Origin of the sequence: Caldicellulosiruptor hydrothermalis 108 (assembly GCF_000166355.1) — a bacterium.
GTDB classification, from domain to species: Bacteria; Bacillota; Thermoanaerobacteria; order Caldicellulosiruptorales; family Caldicellulosiruptoraceae; genus Caldicellulosiruptor; species Caldicellulosiruptor hydrothermalis.
Genome location: NC_014652.1, coordinates 1,750,893 through 1,767,632 on the forward strand (window position 1 = coordinate 1,750,893; position 16,740 = coordinate 1,767,632).

Here is a 16,740-nt window from a genome sequence, read left to right on the forward strand (position 1 = left end):
TTCAGCCTCTCAAATCAAATATGCGTTTTGTCTTCTTTTCGCTTCGAGGAAGTTCACCTATCCTGCACAAAATGACCTCAGGCGATACTCCTATCTTATTTTTAAACTCATGAGAGATTAACTCTTTCATCTCAGAAGTAAAATATTCATCTTTAACCTCAACCTTTAATGTAAGTTTATCCCTGTAATCAATCCTCTCTATAATCACTTGATATTCACTTCCAACACCATCTACATCCTTCAAAAATGTGTCTATCTGAGCAGGGAAGATATTAACACCTTTGACCTTTATCATATCATCAGTTCTACCAACAATCCTGTCAATACGTGGATACTTAGAACCACAGCTGCACTCACCCGGAATTTTTCGTGTGATGTCTCTTGTTCTGTATCTTATAAGAGGAGCACCTTCTTTTTTCAAGGTGGTAATGACAAGTTCACCAAACTCTCCATCAGGAACATTTTCTCCTGTTTGAGGGTCAATTATTTCAAAATACAGAAAATCGTCAAAATAATGAAGACCTGTATGTTTTTTGCAATCTATCGCAATTCCCGGTCCGTAAATCTCTGTTAGCCCATAAATATCAAAACTCTCTATACCCAGATACTCCTCAATAGTTTTTCGCTGTTTTTCTCCCCATCTCTCAGATCCAAATATTCCAACTCTCAAATGTACCTTGTCTTTTAACCCTCTTTTAACTACCTCTTCAGCAAGCAAAAGCCCATAAGATGAAGTTGCAACAATGACTGTTGATTTTAAATCCACCATCATCTGAAGCTGTTTTTCTGTATTTCCTGGCCCCATAGGAATTGTCATTGCACCCAGAAACTCAGCACCAAGCTGAAACCCAATACCTGCTGTCCACAGCCCGTAGCCAGGAGTTATCTGGACTCTGTCCAGCTCTGTGACACCTGCCAACTGATAACATCTTTTCATCATTTCTTTCCAGTCATCAACATCTTTTCGAGTGTAAGGAATGATTACTGGCATTCCGGTTGTACCTGATGAAGAGTGGATTCTCACAACCTTTTTCTCATCTACAGACATAAGCCCTAAGGGATAGGCATCTCTTAATTCTTCCTTTGTTGTAAATGGAAGTTTTTTGATATCATCTAAATCCTGTATCTCACTAAGTTTTACCCCTGTTTCTTTGAATTTTTTTTGATAAAAGGGGCTGTTTTTAAAGACATTTTCAAGCTGGCTCAAGAAAAGTTCATTGACATTTTCTCTCATCTCAACACTTTCCATAATCTCTTCTCCTCTCTTCTTTTCTCTTCTTAATTTGATTGCTAATATATAAGATTTTAATATCTTTCATAAATCTTTTCAACCAGAATTTTATTCATTTCGTACATCTTAGGGCTCAAAACCTGCTTTAAAGCTATCAAAATCTCTTCTTTTGAAAAAGGCAAAATTTCTTCTTTACATATCAAAGTAAGCATTGTAATATTTTCTGCCTTTGGCATATTCAATTTAAAAGCAATGTCATGGGCATTTATTATATTCAATTTTGGAAAGTTTTCCTCAAAAAATCTGAGTATTTGTTGCTTTTTTAAATCTGAATTTTTGGGTCTTACAAACCTGTCATTTAAAACAATTAAAGAATCTTTATTAACTTTGTTAACATTTCTTGCAGCTTCACTCATCTCAAGTCCAATTAAAATGTCAGCTTTACCATCTGGTACGATTGGTCCTACATCATCTCCTGCCCTGATATAACTCACAACAGAACCGCCTCTTTGGCTCATTCCAATGTTTTCAGCTGATTTTACATCAAAACCCTTGTTCATGAAAAGTTGACAGACCACCCTTGAAAGCAGGATATTCCCCTGTCCACCTATTCCCGCTATTATAATATCATTCATTTTACCATCACCTTTTCAATTGCAGAATACCGACAAAAATTCTTGCAAAGTCCGCAGCTATTACACAAAGCTGAATCTATAAAGATATTACCATTTTCATCCTCATCTATTGCTGGACAACCTGTTACTTTCAAACACACTCTACACTTCAAACAGTTCTGATTTATTTTAAAGTAACTTTCTCTTGATTTTAGGTTGGCACATTCTCTTCGAAAGACTATAACACCAAGTTGGTCGTTATTTAAAAATTCTCTTACTTTGTCTACATTTTCTGTGAAATCTGAGTAAGGGTCAATCACCAAAATTTTTTCAATACCTATTCCTTTTACAAGACTTTCAATGCTTACTTTTCTCCCTTCTTCCCCATAAATCTTCTTTCCAGTCCCAGGATGAGGCTGAAACCCTGTCATGCCAGTTGTCAGATTGTCCAAAATGCATACGGTTATATTGTGCCTATTGTAGTAGCTATTTACAAGGCCTGTAATACCGCTGTGAAAAAAGGTTGAATCTCCTATAAAGGCAATGACCTTTTTTGAACCATCTGCAATTTTAAAACCTTGCGCCATTGTAATGCTTGCTCCCATGCAAAGGCAAGTGTCTGTTGTTGAAATGGGTTTAGCAAACCCAAGTGTGTAGCAGCCAATATCCCCTGTGAAGATTACATCTTGGCCCTTAGCTGCATATTTTACAATCAAAAAAGAGCTTCTGTGAGGACAGCCAGCACAAAGTTGTGCCTGCCTTTTTGGAATTTGCAAAACATCCCCAAATGTATTTTTCTTTAAAAATCGCTTGTCAGAAAGTACCTTGTAAAAAATGTCCCTTACCTTGTCAACATCAAGTTCACCTGCAAACTGAACATAACTATTTCGTTTTCCGTATATAGGAATAAATTTTCCATTTTCAAAAAGTATAAGTTTAACTTCTTCTTCCAAAACAGGGTCAAGCTCTTCGATGAATATTAGCATTTCTTTATCCTTTGCAAATTCCAATATAAATCCTTCATCTAAGGGATGTGCAACTGTAATCTTTAAGATTGAAAACAAATCTTCAAAACCTTTTATGGCTTCTTTGACATAAAAATATGAAACCCCACCTGTTACAATTCCTATTTTTCCTCTACCTTCAATTCTGTTGTAAGCAGAAAGCTCTTTTTTCATGTCCTGAAGTTTTTGTTCAAGTTCCATATGTTTTATGTACGAAAGTGCCGGTAAAATAACCCAGTCTGGCTTTTTCTCGAACCCTTTTATCTTCCTTTTTTCTCTTTTTAACTCAAACTCAATTGACTGGTTGGAATGACAAACTCTTGTTGTCATCCGAAAAAGCACAGGTATCTTGTACTTTTCTGAAATCTCAAAAGCAGGTTTTATGAGCTCAAATGCTTCTTCTGGAGAAGAAGGATCAAAAACTGGCAAGTTGCAAAATCTTGCAAAGTTTCGTGTGTCCTGTTCTGTCTGAGAGGAATGAGGTCCAGGGTCATCTGCCACAAACACTATAAGTCCGCCTTCTACACCTACAACCGAAAGCGATAAAAGAGGGTCTGCCGCAACGTTCAAACCAACTTGTTTCATTGTAGCCACAGTTCTTGCGCCTGCAAGGCTCGCACCTGCTGCTATCTCAAGTGCTACTTTTTCGTTTGTCGACCATTCCACATAAAAGTCATCATCATGAAAGTTTTTCAACGTTTCTATGACCTCTGTTGAAGGCGTACCTGGATATCCAACGGCAACATTTACACCATTTATAAAAAGAGAATATGCTACAGCTTCGTTGCCCATCAAGACTTTTTTCATAATTTTATTTATCACCCTCTCTAATATATAAAGTTGACTTGTACTTTATTATACAGTAATTTTTGTTCAATTTAAAATTATTTTTAAGATTAAAACTATATTCATTTGTAAAAAATACTAAGTAGAATATTTTACTCAAAGGTGAAAACGATGAAAGATGACCTTCATATAAACAAACGCAGATTTGCTCATTTTAAAAACCTTGTTGAAAATTATACCAGAACCAAACGTCATCTTGAAGAGTATGGTGAGATTTTGCCATACGAAAAGATTCAACAGGTCATTCAAAAGCAAAGACGAAGAGAAGAGCAAATAGAAAATATTCAGAAAGCAATACTAAACGAACATGACAGGGAAGATGAAGTCAGAAATTTAGTTAAAAACTATCTCTATACAGAAGGGTATTTAAAATATTACAGAGATAAGTTGCCAAAACATATCTTGAATAACATGTTAAAAAAACAGGCATTTAGAAAAATCCAGCTGGAAAATTTAATAAAAAAGGTTGACGAAGAAAAGTAAAGAATAAGCCTGCAAAGAATTATCAAAACTAATTATAGAAATATTTAAAAAAGGAGCTGAAACAAGATGAAGGCAACGGGAATAGTTAGAAGAATTGACGATTTGGGAAGAGTTGTAATCCCGAAAGAAATAAGAAGAACTCTTAAAATCAGAGAAGGTGACCCGCTTGAAATATATACCGATAACGAAGGTGAGGTTATCTTAAAGAAATATTCACCAATTGGTGAAATGGGGGCATTTGCTAAAGAATATGCTGAAACTCTTCATCAGGTGAGTGGTCATATCATAATTATCACTGATAGAGATAGAGTAATAGCTGTTGCAGGTGCTTCTAAAAAGGATTATATGGATAAGCCTTTGAGTCAAGAATTGGAAAGAGTCATGGATGAAAATTCTATCATTGTTGTGAAATCTGAAAACGATATGAGCAGCATACCAATTGTAGAAGGTGATACCACAAGATATACAGCTCAGATTGTAAGTCCTATACTTTCTGAAGGCAGCGTAATCGGCAGTGTGATTATGTGTTCAACTCAGCCGAATGTTGTAATGGGTGATTCAGAGTACAAGCTTGTTCAAGCTGCAACATCTTTTTTCGGAAAACAGCTTGAACAGTAGTTGTTTTTGACAAAATTTTAAGGTTAAACTGTAGGTTTTTAAACCTACAGTTTTTTTTAATAAAATATTGGAGTATAATAAACTGTGTAAAAAAAAATTAATTTACTACAACGTAAACAATGCAACATGTTGGGGGTCATTAGATGTTCAAATTAAACGCAGACTTGACATCAGACAATTCACTGCGCAAAAGTCTCAATTTTGTAATACTTGGCATCACATTTGGCATAGTTTTTTTCAATGTAACAACAGGGTCACCAGTTGCCGGATTTGCAAAGGCAATAGGATTTGGCGATCTGATGTATGGTGTGATGCTTGCACTGCCAGTGCTTGGTGGTGTGGCACAAGTTTTTGCCTCTTATTTTCTTGAAAAATCAAAAAAAAGAAAGCTCATATTTTTAATAAGCGGATTTCTTCACAGACTACCATGGGCATTGATTGCCATTTTGCCACTGATTTTAGGAAAAGGCTCGTATATTCTGCTATTTTTCTTGATATTATTGATGACAATATCTTCGATTTCTAACTCGTTCACAAACGTTTCTTTCTGGTCGTGGATAAATGACTTGGTTCCAATGCACATAAGAGGCAGGTTCTTTTCAAGAAGAGCAACAATTTCCACCATGGTTGGAATGCTCAGCGGACTTGCCATTGGTAAATTTCTGGATATGTACAATAGTCTTTTAGGATTTTCTATAGTTTTTGTGTTTGCAGCCTTAATGGGAATGCTTGATATAGCTTGTTTCTTCTTTGTAAAAGATATTCCTATGAAGGTTCAAGAACAACAAACCGATTTGAAAAAGATGTTTGTTTCTACTCTTAAAAACCATCACTTTAAAAAATTTATGGTCTTTTTTGTAATCTGGAACTTTGGTCTTAGCATTGCAGGTCCATATTTTAATATGTACATGATAAAAGACCTCCAGATGAGTTATTTTGACATTATTCTTCTGACACAGATTGTAAGCAACATTGTAACCATACTCACATTACCATACATAGGAAGAGTGGTAGACAAAATAGGTAATAGACCTATGCTCCTTTTTGCAGCAAGTCTTTTGTCGTTGTTGCCTATTGTGTGGTGTTTCACTAATGAAAACAATTACAAGTATTTAGTAGCCATAATAAGCATATTTGCGGGTCTGTTATGGCCTATAATTGATATGAGCAACAACAACTTAATCTTGAAGTTATCCGACCAGACTCAAACATCTATGTACGTTGGTGTTATAAACATGTTCAATGCAATATTTGGAACAGCTATTCCAATTGTACTTGGAGGCTATCTTATAGAAGATATCGCACCGTACATTGTTACCTTTTTCAAAAATTACATGCATTTTGACATAGCCACATACCATGTCGCATTTTTTGTATCAGGCTTTTTGAGATTTTTAGCTGTGATTTATCTTAAAAAGAACGTAAAGGAACCTGGTGCAAAGAGCCTCAAGAATGTTATCAAAAGTAAAATAAAAAGAGCGTAAAAAACATACAAAATGCAAAAATGCCCAAAGCTTCATTTTGCTTTGGGCATTTTTTGAATTATCTTTTTTTGATTGTGCGACCAGGTCTGTAAGCCGAGTTCTGTCGAGAACGGCTATTTCTCTGTGGGTCTGATGTTGCCATCAGACCTCTTGCGACCAACCCGGGAACGCAGCGGGCCACTGCATTGTTCCCCTATTTGGTCTTGCTCCGGGTGGGGTTTGCACAGCCAGTCAGTCGCCTGACTGCTGGTGAGCTCTTACCTCACCTTTTCACCCTTACCATCCATGCAAAAATGGACGGCGGTTCTTTTCTGTTGCACTTTCCTTGGAGTCGCCTCCACTGGGTGTTACCCAGCACCCTGCCCTGTGGAGCTCGGACTTTCCTCACAAGGGAAACTACCCTTGCGCAGCCGTTCGACCTGCTCGCATATTCTATTATAAATCTTATTTAAATTATGTCAACTGCTACTTTTCTCTGTTTATCAAATAATTGGTAAGTTCTATAAGAAGTTCTGAATTGTCATACTTTTTTATCACATCTATGGCTTTCTGAGAATAATGTTCAACAAGCTGCTGTGCTTTTTCCAAACCATAAAAGGTTACAAAGGTATTCTTCTTTTCCTTTATATCCTTTCCTATGCTCTTGCCCACTTTTTTACTGTCACCGATAACATCCAAAACATCATCTCTTATTTGAAAGGCAAGACCAAGATTTTTCCCGTATTCCTCCAAGTCAGATACAACATCATCTTCTGCGCCTGCTACAAGAGCTCCGCATACACACGATGCCTGAATCAATCTTGAGGTTTTCTTCAAGTGCATCTCAAACAAAAGCTCTTCACTTTTAATATCCTGTCCAGAGTTTGTTATATCAATAACCTGACCGCCTATCATACCTTCGACGCCAGATGCCCAGAAAAGGTATTTAGCTGCTTTTATCAAGTTTTCTCTGCAACCATAGCGCAATATCCAGTCCATGCAAACTTCTGCTGCTAAATTTAAAAGCGCATCCCCTGCAAGAATGGCTATCGCTTCGCCAAACACAACATGATTTGTAGGTTTCCCCCTGCGCAAAACATCATTGTCCATTGCTGGCAGATCATCATGAATGAGAGAATAAGTGTGAATAAGCTCTATTGCAGATGCTATATCCAAAATCTTTTCGTCTACTATTTGGTCTTTTGAAACCATCTGATATGAAAGCAAACACAGCAAAGGTCTCAACCTTTTTCCTCCTGCAAAAACGCTGTATCGCATAGCCTGATATATTATTTCTGGAGACCTTTCTTTTAAAATTTTTTCTAAATGCTCTTCTACTTTTTTCTGTGAAAGGTTTATATATTCCTCTAATTCCCTGCTTATCATTCTTTCTGCCCTAAGCCTCCATAAATATCATTGGTAATGTCATCTTGAATGTATTCTCCATTTAGTTTTTCAATTAACACTACTCTCTTTTCCACGCTGCGGAGTATATCATTGCAAACCTTTGTAAGCCTAATTCCCTCTTCGTAAAGCTTTATAGCCTCCTCAAGAGAAAGATTACCATCTTCCAAGCTCTTTACAATCTCCTCTAATCTTTTCATCGCATCTTCAAATTTTATATCTTTTTGCAGTTCACACATCACTTTCAGCTCCTTCTTGCTTGAAAAACACCTTAGATTTTATTATACCATCTGAAAGCTGAGTAACTATCTCATCTCCATTACTTACCTGCGAAATGGTAGTCAAAATCTTAGAATTATGTAATGTTATAGAATACCCCCTCTTTAAAACATTCAGGGGATTTAGGGCAATTAACTTTTCCAGATTGACCTTATATGCAAACTCTTTTTGCTGAAAAATCTTCTTGAAAGCTTCCCCAAGCCTTCTGCTACAGTTATCAAAATTTGTTCTCGCAACCAAAAGCCTTGATTCAGGATTCAAATCAGCCAATCTTTTTTCAAAATTCTTCAAATTTCTATGAGCTTCATGGAGCTTTCTACTAATTGCAAAAGAAAGCTTGTGGCAATACAAATCAATATCCTGTGCACGTTTTGCAACGGTATTTGCTGGCGAATTTTGGTATAATTTATATTGAAGTATTCCTACTTTCTCTTTGACCGTATTAAATGTCTTCTCCATTGCACTTTTCATTCTCTTTTGATATTCACTTAGTTTCTCCAGTGCCTGTTTCTGGAAACTCACCACCATTTCGCCGGCATTGGTGGGAGTTATAGCCCTCATGTCCGCAACAAAATCACTTAAAACATAGTCCCTCTCATGCCCTACCGCTGATATAACAGGAATTTTAGATTCAAATATCTTTCTTACTACCATCTCACTGTTGAACGCCATTAAATCTTCAAATGCGCCGCCACCACGTCCAACAATAATAACCTCAACAGGCTCTGCCGTGTTGAAATATTCTATTCCCTCGCAAATCTCATATGGAGCGTTTTGTCCCTGAACTGAGCAGCTGTAAATATATACCTGAATGTTTTCAAATCGGGTATAAATTGTATTAAGAATGTCCCTGATTGCTGCGCCATTTTTTGAAGTGACTATTCCCACTTTTTTAGGATAACGTGGAATTTCTTTTTTGTACTTTGAATCAAAAAGTCCTTCCTGTCTTAGCTTTTCTTCAAGTTGTTTTAATTTTACAAACAGCTCTCCAAGTCCTATATCAGTGATTTCGCTTACCTTTAGCTCAATTATCCCTTCTTTTTCATAAAAAATGACATTGCCCTTTACAAGCACTTTTGAGCCATGCTTTATCTCTACACTTTTATCAAACCAAAAAAATACGCATTTTATCTTTGCATCATATTCTAAATCCTTCAGCTCAAAATAAAGATGCTCGCCTGAAACTGAAGGTTTTATAACTTCACCTTTTAGGTATATGTTTTTCAAAAGCACATCCATTTCAACTTTCTTTTTTAAATAGCTTGTAAGTTCATAAACACTCCATTCTTTCTTAGAAACTATATTGCTTATCATCATGATTTCTGGCCTCTTTTCACCTCATTTGCAGCAATCCTGCCAAGTATACCGTTCACAAAGCTTGGCGCCTTTTCTATCCCAAATATACTTGCCATATCAACAGCCTCGTCAATTGCAACAGAAACAGGCACTTCCTCTTCAAACAAAAGCTCATACACAGCCATCCTCATAAGTTCAAGCTCAACCATTGGAAGTCTGCTAAGTGGCCAATCTTTTGAGTACTTTTCAATAAGGTTATCTATTCTCTGCTGGTTTTGAATAACTCCTTTTAATAATCTTTCAAGATACTTCTCATCTATGTCCTTGAAATCTTCATCTTGATTTAATTCTCTAAACTTTTTGTAAAATTCTATTATGTCTTGCGTATCATCTTCAAATCTGTAAGCATACAAAATCTTCATACAGAGTTCTCTTGTCTTCCTTCTTCTGTGCATTTTTCTTCATTTTCAACCCCTTTTTTACCATGGTAAGTGTTTGTCTAAAAACTCAATTAGTTTTTTCTTTTCAAAATATCGTCCGCCTATAAATATTCCAACCGCTATGCAAATGAATATAAACAGTGTTTTAAAAAAACCAAAAATAAGCACAAATATTGCAAATACAAGACCAATCAGCCCGCCTATTACTTCTCCTAAATGTTTTACTAAAAATTCCTTCAACAAATCCATTTTAACACCCCTACCTCAAATGAGTAATAGGTACTTGCGGGGCAACCATATCCTTCACGTGAAAGTTAATAGCTTTAACAGGGATTCCTATTGCCACTTCCACATGACTCTTTATAGCATTTTGAACCTCTTTTGTCAACTCAGGCACATTGACATCATTTGTGACAATTGCGTCAATGTAATATATAACACCACTTTCGTCAAACTCTATCTCAATCGAAGCATCTTTTATTCCTTTTATATCCTTTACTGCATTGTACCCTGCAGACTCAAATGTCTTTGGTGAGATTAAGAGATTTCCAAACTCGTTTGTGTGAATTATCCCAAGCCTTGCTTTTTTCTTCTTAACACCAATAAACATTACTGAAAACCCCATTACTATCAGAAGTAGCGGTATGATGGCATATATGGGTGTGTTCATATAATTATATACCGCAGCCTGAACTGTATCTACGTCAAAGATGTTGAGTGGAAGCAAAATAGCAATTACCGAAAAAAATATTACAATTAACGTAAATATGGTCAAAAGTATTCTCTCGCCGATTTTCATTTGCATCTTTCCTCCTCACAAAAATGAGAGTAAATCTCTGCTGTTCAGAGATTTACTCTGCCACCTCTTCTTTTTGCTCTTCTTTCTCAAACTTTATTCCCTGAACATGTATGTTGACTTCAACAACTTTCAAGCCTGTCATGCTCTCAACAGCATTCTTTACTCTCTCCTGAATCTCCCATGCGACCTCTGGAATTCTGACACCATACTCTACTGTTATGTAGATATCAATTGCTGCTTCTTTTTCTCCAACTTGAACTTTTACACCTTTTGCCAAGTTCTTTTTACCCAGAGCTTCTGTAATATTGCCTGTCCAAGAGCCAACCATTGATGCAACGCCTTTTACTTCGGAGGCTGCAACAGCTGCAATTATAGCCACAACTTCTTCTGCAATCTTTACAACCCCACCCATTGTTTCGCCAATAGTGTTTTCTGACATTTTAAAATACCTCCTCAATCTTTAATAAGAATTTTCATTCTATGTTATATATTATACCCTATACTTTTTTGTTTTAACAACATCAGTTAATTTAATTTGAGTTTTTACTTTGAGATACTCTTATCTTGTTAAAATCTACCTTGAACACGTTCATTATCACATTTTGAACCTGAATTAGCTCTCTCTTTTCAAGCTTCTTTTGTACCACAACATATATTGTATCATCTGTATAAAACACTGCACTCTCTCCCAAACCCTTGGAACTTAGAACATTTTCGCATGTCATTTCCTTGTTGCTGATATCAATAATTTTAGCTATCTTCTCATCAACCTTTTTCTGAACATTTGCATCAGCTTGGTCATTTAAAAGAGACTTTAAAAGGTTGATTTCTTTAGAGCGTTCTATTTCTCTTTTTAGCTTCATTTCATCAATTGTACCTTCTTCAGCATCGCTTTCACTTTTGTGTACAGTCGGATTACTTACTTCAATTACAGAAGGGTTTATCTTCTTTTTATTTCCAAGCTCCACTCTTGAATTTATAATTCCTGCTACTATAAGTAAGATGACAAGCGAGATTGTCATCAGCTGTCTTTTGCTGTATACTTTTACAAATATCTTCTTGTTCACTTAACAAACACCTCCACTTTATCAGGAGTTATACCAAGCACAGTTGATGCAGCCTTAACAAGTCCTATATATATCCTCTTATCCCTTGCTCCTTTGGAGACTATAGCCACTCCTCTGACTTTTGGGTATATCTTTTTCACCACAAAAGGTTTTGATTCACCTTGCTGCTGCAGAACCACCACTTTGCTATCTATCTCTTCTTCAGAAATGGTTGTATTTTGGTTTTGTTTTTCACTTCGCCTGTTCTCTCTTGTTTCAGTAGCAAGCACGTATTCATAGCAGTCGTCAAAAGTTATCATCACTGAAACATCTCCTGTTGGGTCTATTTCCTTTAATATATCCTCAAGTTTTTTCTCAATTAGCTGTTCATACTGCTGCCCATCCTCTTGAATTTCTTGTTGTTTTATAGTAGCACTTGTCTGTTTTGAAGATGTAGAAAAGTTTGCAGAAACTACAAGAAGAAATATTCCACATACGCCCAAAAAAATAATCAAATCTTTGTTTTTCATAACATTTTCAAGTAAATCTTTTATCTTTCTCAAATCGGCCATTTTTCTTCACCTCAGCTTTTGGAAATAGATTTTATCTTTGCGCACATGATACTTGTTTGAAATTATCTCAACCACCTTACCATCATACTCACCTTCAATTTTTATCTCATCAACCTTACCAAAATCAGGTGAATCCATATTTTCATAGATGTGCATTTCAACAATCTGTATCTCTTTCCCACATATATCTCTTACATTATCCTCAATATCATCTTTCAATTTGCTTTTATACTCTTGTACAAGAGCTTCTCTGTAGATGTCTTGAGAGTAAATTCCCTGCTGGTTAAATTCACTCTCTATCCTCTGTAGACTTTTATGAAACTCAAACTTTAAAAAATCAGAGTTTTCGACAATGGGCGCTATTAATACCATGCTTACTGTCAGTCCCAGAAAAATATTTATGTATTTTCTGTAGCTTTCATTTACTAAGTTTTCAATTAAAATTGCAATTATTACTATATAAAATAGAGAGAGGGCAATCTCGTTGAGAATCTCCTGCATACTCTCACCTTCCAACCTGAAGCAAAAAGAGGGATGAGGAAAACGCAACAACAAACATACACAAAGCTGCAAATGCTATTGCAAAAATCAAAATGAGTACATCGGCATAGTCATCCAAAAACTGAGCAAGCTTTGCATCCCCAACCAAACCCACAAAAATAGCTGCTATTCTTAAAACAACAAATACAGCTAAAATCTTTAAAAGCGAAATTCCAATCCCTACAAGCAAAACTATTAAACCCACCACACCCAGAGAATTTTTTACTATAGCAAGGCTTGTAGCAAGAGTGTCCGCAGCATCGGATAATATCTTCCCTACAAACGGCACAAAATTGCCAACGCTGTATTTTATTGATTTTGTAATTAAGCTGTCCACTGTAACATTCGCAACACTTTCGACAGACACAATAGCAACAAACACAACAATCCCAATCACTATACACCACATCAACGCAGTTTTACAGAAACCCAGAACCCTTCTCAATCCCAATCTTCCACTATCAATATTCGATAAAATACTGAGAAGTATGTAAGTGTACGCAAAGGGCGAGATGATGTTTTTCAAAAATTCAGACGAAAAGACAATAGCAAACATTATCTTTGGGCTCATTGCAGCCGCATATGTTGGATATCCCATAGAAGCTATCAGAGAAACAAAAAGAGGAAAAAATACTTCAGCAAAATTGCACGCATTTTGAACTGTCTGCTGGGCATCTAAAAGAACATCTTTTAAATTTTGAAGTACAATCAAAACCTCTGTAAAGAAAAAAGCCAAAAACGTTACATTTGCAACCGACTGATTCTTAAGACCTGTTTGAACGCTTGCAATGAGTATATATAATAGGGCTATAATAAGTATCAAACTTATTTGACGAAAAGTAGAAAAAACCTGTCCCAATATTTTTTCCTTCAAAACATTTACCATATCCAGCTTTGCTTTTTTTTGTTCTACAATGCTTTCCAGATAACTACTTATATCTTTTTCAGTGTAGTCATTTAAAATTTGTTTCGTTTTTTTGATGTATTCTTGCGAAATCTGGGATGCTTGGCAACATTCAAGTGCTACTATGAAAAATACAAGTATACACACTGAAACTAAAGTCTTTTGTCTCATCATTCATTCCTCTTATCTTAAAAATTTGGTAATCAAATCAAATAGGCTCATTATTAAAGGAAGTGATAAAAATAAGATTATAACTTTTGCTGCAAATTCCACCTTTTCAGCAATTGCACTCTCACCGCTGTCTTTACACACGCTTGCTGTATACTCTGAGATTAGTGCAATACCAGTCATTTTTATTAACGTCTTTACATAACCGTTTGCAAATGAAACTCTGTTGCTCATTTCAAAAATCTTCTCAACAACATACACAAGCTTATCAATCAGCATCAAAAAAATGAGTATTCCAACAATGACCGCCACAGCAAGTCCAATCTCTTTTTGAGTTCTTTTTAATATACTCGCAACAAAAATTGAGACCAAGCAAAGCACAATTATATTTAATATTTCCATTTTTTGTGGACCCTCAGCAACTCAGTAAAGATTGAAAACTGATTTAACAGTATCAAAAAACCTTCTTATGAGGTCAATTATAAGAAAAAGTACAATTATAACTCCTACAAGGGTTGTCATCATGGCAAGTTCTTCCTTTTCAGCTTTTATAAGCACCTGATTTACAAGGTACAGGATTATACCTATTACTGCTATCTTGAAAATCAAATCTATTCCATTCATCAATTCTTACACCTCAACCCACTTATAGAAGTAATATGCAGATAGACACTCCACAAAAAATCCCAAGTACAGCAAACATTTTGCTATTTTTTTTGTACTTAAGCTTGTAAATATCGTAGTATTCTCTAAGTTCTCTAATTCCTTCATCCAAAACCTTTTCTATCTCGCTTATAGAATAAAAAGCTATGACATTAAAAAGACTTATAAGAAGGCTATGAAGATTCTCATTAAGTTGATAAATATTTTTAACATCACTTTGGTTTTTCCCTATGGATAAAAAGTAGTATTCAATTACTTGATTAAATTTACTTTCCTCTTTGAGCTTGAAATTTTCCAAAATCTCGGCAAACGTCAGACGTGCTGCAATTACATTTGCTTTTGCATATGTAAAAAACACTATCATATGGTTTACAATCTTTACCTGCTGCCACAACTTCAAGGTTTGATAGTACCCAATCATGCAAGATGAAAAAATAATCAAAACCGAACCAATTACCTTAATCACCATTTCTCTCTTCACCCAATGACAGTATTTTTTCAATGGTCCCGGGACCGTTTCGAAAACTTAAGACAATCACCTTTTCAAAAACACCCTGATTGATTATCTTTCTTGAAAACTCTCTCATATAGATGTCTTTTACCGATTCTGCGTGCATTGTAGCAATTATTTTCACACCCATCTTTGATGCTTCACAAACTGCCAAATAATCAGAAGGCGACCCAAGCTCATCCATCGCAATTATCTGAGGATTTAAACTTCTCACAGCCATTAAAATCCCTCTTAGCTTATCCACTCCGTCCAATACAAAGGTTCTGATACCAATCTCCCTTCTGTCATTATCTACCGCGCAAATCTCAGACCTTTCATCAATTACCACCACTCTAAATCCTCTTCCTGCCAAAATTCCTTCACCAGAGCTTAAGATTCTTATAATGTTCCTGAGAAGTGTAGTTTTCCCACAGCCAGGGGGGGAGATTATGAGAGTGTTATAGATACTATTAAGATTTTCTTTTACTATATTTTTTAAGATTTTTTCGGGTTCTATTCTAACTGCTTTAGACACTCTTATATTAAGCCCACTGATTGAGCTGACAAAACCCTGTTTGCTTCCATTTTCAAAGGTGAATTTTCCGGCAACTCCAATTCTGTGCCCACCGTCAACTGTAAAATATCCCTGGAGTATGTTTTTTTCGTATGTAAACAGAGAGTTGTTTGTCAGCCTGCTTATACATTTGTTTAAAATCTCTTTTGTAATTATCAAACTGTCAAAGACATATTCCCTTTTACCAATGACAATTAGTGGACAGTTCAAGTTTATTTTTATCTCACAAATTTCATGAAGGCTTTTTTCAAATGCCATTTTGATTGTATAAACAATCTCAGCAGGAAGTTTGCCAAGGAGTTTTTCAACTTCTGTATTTACACTTAAAGCTGCCATTAAGACCTCACATTCCTTTTTTCATTTGTTCTATATTAAATTATTATTATGTTACCTTGAAGATTATGAGAAAAAAATAAGAGCTGCAAATTTTGATTACTTGCAGCTCTTAAAAAGTGTGTACAAATCTTTATTTACTCTTCCAGCGTAAAGTTTATCCTCTCAATAGAAACTGCTTTTCCGCTGTTGTTGTCCACTTCAAACACAATTCCGTTGAACTGAGCTTTACCTTTGGCAACCTCAAATCTGACAGGAAGAAGGGTTGTGAATTTTTGAATTACAATATCCTTGTCGACACCCAAAACAGAGTCATACGGCCCTGTCATACCAATATCTGTTATATAAGCTGTACCGTTTGGAAGTATTTTTTCATCTGCTGTTTGCACATGTGTGTGAGTCCCATATACGCAAGAAACACGACCATCAACATAAAATCCAAGGGCTATTTTTTCTGATGTGGCCTCTGCATGAAAATCAACAATGATTATTGGACATTCTATTTTTTTCAAAATCTCATCAATTTTCCTAAAAGGACAGTCCAAATTTTCCATAAATACTCTGCCACACAAGTTAATAACTGTAAATTTTACATTATTTTTTTCAAACACATTATATCCTCTGCCCGGAGTAGTACCCTCGGGATAATTTGCAGGTCTTATTATCCTGGTCTCATTTTCTATGAAAGAAAAAATCTCTTTATTTGCCCACACATGGTTTCCCATTGTCATAACATCAATTCCTATAGAAAAAAGCTCATCAGCAACCTTTTTGGTAAGTCCATTACCGCCCGCAGCATTCTCACAGTTAGCAATCACAACGTCTATCTTGTAGTTTTCCTTGAGTTTAGAGAGGGTGCTCTTTAGAATGTTTCTCCCCGGTCTTCCAACAACGTCTCCTATAGCTAAAAATCTCATTCCATACCTCCAGATATTTTCCAGAATAAATTTATAAAAAGCGTGTCTTGTTCAAA

22 protein-coding genes and 1 other RNA gene are annotated in these 16,740 nt (G+C 35.7%); 3 read left to right on the forward strand and 20 right to left on the reverse strand.

Going from position 1 to position 16,740, the window contains the following annotated elements:
* Window position 1 precedes the first annotated feature (1 nt).
* Genes CALHY_RS08715 through iorA form a run of 3 tightly spaced genes read right to left on the reverse strand, consistent with a single transcriptional unit; the run spans window position 2 to window position 3,656 of the window.
* A complete protein-coding gene (locus CALHY_RS08715; protein ID WP_013403595.1) occupies window positions 2-1,249 on the reverse strand; it encodes a phenylacetate--CoA ligase family protein in 1,248 nt (415 codons plus the stop codon).
* 56 nt (window positions 1,250-1,305) lie between these two features.
* Window positions 1,306-1,866: a 2-oxoacid:acceptor oxidoreductase family protein gene (locus CALHY_RS08720; protein WP_013403596.1), complete on the reverse strand. Its 561-nt coding sequence runs from the start codon at window positions 1,864-1,866 to the stop codon at window positions 1,306-1,308.
* Entirely contained in the window at window positions 1,863-3,656 is a 1,794-nt protein-coding gene (gene iorA / locus CALHY_RS08725) for an indolepyruvate ferredoxin oxidoreductase subunit alpha (protein WP_013403597.1), read from the reverse strand. Before iorA ends, CALHY_RS08720 begins: the two co-directional genes overlap by 4 nt.
* Window positions 3,657-3,806: 150 nt before the next feature.
* On the opposite strand from iorA, the gene CALHY_RS08730 reads away from it, so the two are divergent.
* The 3 genes from CALHY_RS08730 to CALHY_RS08740 all read left to right on the forward strand — a co-directional run bounded on the left by CALHY_RS08730 (window position 3,807) and on the right by CALHY_RS08740 (window position 6,280).
* Window positions 3,807-4,178: a hypothetical protein gene (locus tag CALHY_RS08730; RefSeq protein WP_013403598.1), complete on the forward strand. Its 372-nt coding sequence runs from the start codon at window positions 3,807-3,809 to the stop codon at window positions 4,176-4,178.
* A 66-nt stretch (window positions 4,179-4,244) separates the two neighbouring features.
* Window positions 4,245-4,796 (forward strand): stage V sporulation protein T, encoded by a 552-nt coding sequence (gene spoVT, locus CALHY_RS08735; RefSeq protein WP_013403599.1) that lies wholly within the window; start codon window positions 4,245-4,247, stop codon window positions 4,794-4,796.
* Window positions 4,797-4,939: 143 nt separating this feature from the next.
* Window positions 4,940-6,280 (forward strand): MFS transporter, encoded by a 1,341-nt coding sequence (locus CALHY_RS08740; protein ID WP_013403600.1) that lies wholly within the window; start codon window positions 4,940-4,942, stop codon window positions 6,278-6,280.
* Between the two features lie 73 nt (window positions 6,281-6,353).
* On the opposite strand, the gene rnpB is transcribed toward CALHY_RS08740, so the two are convergent.
* From rnpB to CALHY_RS08820, 17 genes are all read right to left on the reverse strand, one after another.
* Window positions 6,354-6,706, reverse strand: an RNA gene (rnpB, locus tag CALHY_RS13350) — RNase P RNA component class A.
* A 39-nt stretch (window positions 6,707-6,745) separates the two neighbouring features.
* The gene (locus tag CALHY_RS08745) at window positions 6,746-7,645 is read right to left on the reverse strand and encodes a polyprenyl synthetase family protein (protein ID WP_013403601.1); all 900 of its coding nucleotides are present in this window, start codon (window positions 7,643-7,645) and stop codon (window positions 6,746-6,748) included.
* Window positions 7,642-7,902 carry an exodeoxyribonuclease VII small subunit gene (xseB, locus tag CALHY_RS08750; protein ID WP_013403602.1) on the reverse strand — a complete coding sequence of 87 codons (261 nt, stop codon included), beginning with the start codon at window positions 7,900-7,902 and terminating at the stop codon, window positions 7,642-7,644. Before xseB ends, CALHY_RS08745 begins: the two co-directional genes overlap by 4 nt.
* Window positions 7,895-9,259, reverse strand: a complete 1,365-nt coding sequence (gene xseA, locus CALHY_RS08755) for an exodeoxyribonuclease VII large subunit (protein ID WP_013403603.1) — start codon at window positions 9,257-9,259, stop codon at window positions 7,895-7,897. Before xseA ends, xseB begins: the two co-directional genes overlap by 8 nt.
* A complete protein-coding gene (gene nusB / locus CALHY_RS08760) occupies window positions 9,256-9,693 on the reverse strand; it encodes a transcription antitermination factor NusB (RefSeq protein WP_083790239.1) in 438 nt (145 codons plus the stop codon). Before nusB ends, xseA begins: the two co-directional genes overlap by 4 nt.
* Before the next feature lie 24 nt (window positions 9,694-9,717).
* Window positions 9,718-9,927, reverse strand: a complete 210-nt coding sequence (locus tag CALHY_RS08765; RefSeq protein ID WP_013403605.1) for a DUF2273 domain-containing protein — start codon at window positions 9,925-9,927, stop codon at window positions 9,718-9,720.
* 10 nt (window positions 9,928-9,937) lie between these two features.
* Entirely contained in the window at window positions 9,938-10,477 is a 540-nt protein-coding gene (gene amaP / locus CALHY_RS08770; RefSeq protein ID WP_013403606.1) for an alkaline shock response membrane anchor protein AmaP, read from the reverse strand.
* A 52-nt stretch (window positions 10,478-10,529) separates the two neighbouring features.
* Window positions 10,530-10,916, reverse strand: a complete 387-nt coding sequence (locus CALHY_RS08775) for an Asp23/Gls24 family envelope stress response protein (RefSeq protein WP_013290801.1) — start codon at window positions 10,914-10,916, stop codon at window positions 10,530-10,532.
* Between the two features lie 91 nt (window positions 10,917-11,007).
* Window positions 11,008-11,544, reverse strand: a complete 537-nt coding sequence (locus CALHY_RS08780; RefSeq protein WP_013403607.1) for a SpoIIIAH-like family protein — start codon at window positions 11,542-11,544, stop codon at window positions 11,008-11,010.
* A complete protein-coding gene (locus tag CALHY_RS08785; protein WP_013403608.1) occupies window positions 11,541-12,095 on the reverse strand; it encodes a hypothetical protein in 555 nt (184 codons plus the stop codon). Before CALHY_RS08785 ends, CALHY_RS08780 begins: the two co-directional genes overlap by 4 nt.
* A 6-nt stretch (window positions 12,096-12,101) precedes the next feature.
* On the reverse strand, window positions 12,102-12,596 hold the full coding sequence (locus CALHY_RS08790) for a stage III sporulation protein AF (RefSeq protein ID WP_013403609.1): 495 nt from the start codon (window positions 12,594-12,596) through the stop codon (window positions 12,102-12,104).
* A gap of 4 nt (window positions 12,597-12,600) precedes the next feature.
* Complete coding sequence (locus tag CALHY_RS08795; protein WP_013403610.1) at window positions 12,601-13,710, reverse strand: stage III sporulation protein AE; 1,110 nt, start codon at window positions 13,708-13,710, stop codon at window positions 12,601-12,603.
* 12 nt (window positions 13,711-13,722) lie between these two features.
* The gene (locus CALHY_RS08800) at window positions 13,723-14,109 is read right to left on the reverse strand and encodes a SpoIIIAC/SpoIIIAD family protein (protein WP_013403611.1); all 387 of its coding nucleotides are present in this window, start codon (window positions 14,107-14,109) and stop codon (window positions 13,723-13,725) included.
* 21 nt (window positions 14,110-14,130) lie between these two features.
* Window positions 14,131-14,331 (reverse strand): stage III sporulation protein AC, encoded by a 201-nt coding sequence (spoIIIAC, locus tag CALHY_RS08805; protein ID WP_013403612.1) that lies wholly within the window; start codon window positions 14,329-14,331, stop codon window positions 14,131-14,133.
* Between the two features lie 22 nt (window positions 14,332-14,353).
* Entirely contained in the window at window positions 14,354-14,836 is a 483-nt protein-coding gene (locus CALHY_RS08810; RefSeq protein WP_013403613.1) for a stage III sporulation protein AB, read from the reverse strand.
* Window positions 14,829-15,770 carry an AAA family ATPase gene (locus CALHY_RS08815; RefSeq protein WP_013403614.1) on the reverse strand — a complete coding sequence of 314 codons (942 nt, stop codon included), beginning with the start codon at window positions 15,768-15,770 and terminating at the stop codon, window positions 14,829-14,831. Before CALHY_RS08815 ends, CALHY_RS08810 begins: the two co-directional genes overlap by 8 nt.
* A gap of 134 nt (window positions 15,771-15,904) precedes the next feature.
* Window positions 15,905-16,684: a TIGR00282 family metallophosphoesterase gene (locus CALHY_RS08820; protein WP_013403615.1), complete on the reverse strand. Its 780-nt coding sequence runs from the start codon at window positions 16,682-16,684 to the stop codon at window positions 15,905-15,907.
* Window positions 16,685-16,740 lie beyond the last annotated feature (56 nt).

Excerpts from the sequence above, each read along its gene's own strand:
- CALHY_RS08715 (WP_013403595.1), bottom strand. The coding sequence starts at position 1,249 with ATGGAAAGTGTTGAGATGAGAGAAAATGTCAATGAACTTTTCTTGAGC.
- CALHY_RS08720 (WP_013403596.1), bottom strand. The coding sequence starts at position 1,866 with ATGAATGATATTATAATAGCGGGAATAGGTGGACAGGGGAATATCCTG.
- iorA (WP_013403597.1), bottom strand. The coding sequence starts at position 3,656 with ATGAAAAAAGTCTTGATGGGCAACGAAGCTGTAGCATATTCTCTTTTT.
- CALHY_RS08730 (WP_013403598.1), top strand. The coding sequence starts at position 3,807 with ATGAAAGATGACCTTCATATAAACAAACGCAGATTTGCTCATTTTAAA.
- spoVT (WP_013403599.1), top strand. The coding sequence starts at position 4,245 with ATGAAGGCAACGGGAATAGTTAGAAGAATTGACGATTTGGGAAGAGTT.
- CALHY_RS08740 (WP_013403600.1), top strand. The coding sequence starts at position 4,940 with ATGTTCAAATTAAACGCAGACTTGACATCAGACAATTCACTGCGCAAA.
- CALHY_RS08745 (WP_013403601.1), bottom strand. The coding sequence starts at position 7,645 with ATGATAAGCAGGGAATTAGAGGAATATATAAACCTTTCACAGAAAAAA.
- xseB (WP_013403602.1), bottom strand. The coding sequence starts at position 7,902 with ATGTGTGAACTGCAAAAAGATATAAAATTTGAAGATGCGATGAAAAGA.
- xseA (WP_013403603.1), bottom strand. The coding sequence starts at position 9,259 with ATGATGATAAGCAATATAGTTTCTAAGAAAGAATGGAGTGTTTATGAA.
- nusB (WP_083790239.1), bottom strand. The coding sequence starts at position 9,693 with ATGCACAGAAGAAGGAAGACAAGAGAACTCTGTATGAAGATTTTGTAT.
- CALHY_RS08765 (WP_013403605.1), bottom strand. The coding sequence starts at position 9,927 with ATGGATTTGTTGAAGGAATTTTTAGTAAAACATTTAGGAGAAGTAATA.
- amaP (WP_013403606.1), bottom strand. The coding sequence starts at position 10,477 with ATGAAAATCGGCGAGAGAATACTTTTGACCATATTTACGTTAATTGTA.
- CALHY_RS08775 (WP_013290801.1), bottom strand. The coding sequence starts at position 10,916 with ATGTCAGAAAACACTATTGGCGAAACAATGGGTGGGGTTGTAAAGATT.
- CALHY_RS08785 (WP_013403608.1), bottom strand. The coding sequence starts at position 12,095 with ATGGCCGATTTGAGAAAGATAAAAGATTTACTTGAAAATGTTATGAAA.
- CALHY_RS08790 (WP_013403609.1), bottom strand. The coding sequence starts at position 12,596 with ATGCAGGAGATTCTCAACGAGATTGCCCTCTCTCTATTTTATATAGTA.
- CALHY_RS08795 (WP_013403610.1), bottom strand. The coding sequence starts at position 13,710 with ATGAGACAAAAGACTTTAGTTTCAGTGTGTATACTTGTATTTTTCATA.
- CALHY_RS08800 (WP_013403611.1), bottom strand. The coding sequence starts at position 14,109 with ATGGAAATATTAAATATAATTGTGCTTTGCTTGGTCTCAATTTTTGTT.
- spoIIIAC (WP_013403612.1), bottom strand. The coding sequence starts at position 14,331 with ATGAATGGAATAGATTTGATTTTCAAGATAGCAGTAATAGGTATAATC.
- CALHY_RS08815 (WP_013403614.1), bottom strand. The coding sequence starts at position 15,770 with ATGGCAGCTTTAAGTGTAAATACAGAAGTTGAAAAACTCCTTGGCAAA.
- CALHY_RS08820 (WP_013403615.1), bottom strand. The coding sequence starts at position 16,684 with ATGAGATTTTTAGCTATAGGAGACGTTGTTGGAAGACCGGGGAGAAAC.